Origin of the sequence: Dialister sp., from assembly GCF_036343215.1 — a bacterium.
In the GTDB taxonomy this organism is placed as follows: Bacteria; Bacillota; Negativicutes; order Veillonellales; family Dialisteraceae; genus Dialister.
In genome coordinates, this window is record NZ_JAZASU010000222.1 from 1 (window position 1) to 1,141 (window position 1,141).

At 49.0% G+C, this 1,141-nt stretch carries 1 protein-coding gene; it reads right to left on the minus strand.

From position 1 onward, the window contains the following. Window positions 1–429: 429 nt before the first annotated feature. Window positions 430–1,089, minus strand: coding sequence for a DUF4405 domain-containing protein (locus tag VZT47_RS10560; protein ID WP_296954176.1), 660 nt, complete (start codon window positions 1,087–1,089; stop codon window positions 430–432). Window positions 1,090–1,141 lie beyond the last annotated feature (52 nt).

The window sequence follows — 1,141 nt, forward strand, 5'->3', positions numbered from 1 at the left end:
AACATTCCTATGCTGTACCTGGGCATTAAGTATGTGGTCCAGGCGGCCCGCCAGTACTCCCTGGATGAAGAGGCAAAGTTTGTCTCTGAAAAAGTACTCGGCATCAAGACCGCATACTGGAATGAAGAGGATGAAGATTAGTCTTCACTTCGGTTCTGACCGTTCTGCGTCATTTCGGTAATCGTGATCCGTGATTCGTTCTTCATGAAAGTGGGCGCCTCAAAGTCAATGGGGTGCCCTTTTTATATTAGAATTTTCAATCACTTTTGTCGTGCCTTCGCATGCCGCAGGAGCAGACAGGGCTGCCCGGAAAGGGCTTTTTTCCTGCTGTTTTGGAATTCCGGAAATAAAAAAGGCGTGCATCCTTTCGATGCACGCCGCAAATTTGGAAGACTGTAGACCGGGAAACTAACCACTAACAACTAAAAGCTATTTCCTCCGCTTTATTTTTCTCAGCATCTCCATCCCGTAGTAGGCAATGACTCCATAAGTGGAAATAATCATGAGGTACCCGAAGGTGAAAGTCCAGAGCGTGATGGGAAGGGACCTGGCATTGGGGATGGGCCGGAAGAAGAGGCGGCTTCCGATGCTGTAGTAGTTGGAGAAATAAATGCCGCAGGCAATGATTCCGAGAACGGGGAGCCGTTCTACCCATGGAAGGACTTTTGATTTCGAAAATCCCAATATTCGCTCCAGCCGGGAAAGCATGGGCTTCCAGTGAAGTCCCAGGTGAAAGCCCAGGGAAATCAGCATGAGGTAACCTCCGATGTGATGGAGATAATGAATCCAGCGGGGGGCCTTTCCGATCAAGTGGGGAAGATTCTTGGAAATGAAGATACCGCTCCAGATGGCGGAAAGGATGGAAAAGATCAGCACCATATTGACGAGAAGGGTGATGGTTCTTTCCACGGTCCACCGGCCCCGGAAGAGGGATTTGTACCAGCTGCGGTTCAGCCAGTTGTGATAGAGGACCACGAAAAAGAGCAGCGCTCCCAGCGTTTCATGCCAGAAATTCCGGATGAGCCGGTAATCCATCATGACGAGGAAAAGGATGAGCATAAGGATATCGATGAGAATGCGTTTTTTCATAAGGATTTCCGGGGGAATCGTTTTTCTTTATTCTAGCATACGGGAGAAGGAG

Coding starts and splice junctions, on each gene's coding strand:
- VZT47_RS10560 (WP_296954176.1), bottom strand. CDS start 1,089: ATGAAAAAACGCATTCTCATCGATATCCTTATGCTCATCCTTTTCCTC.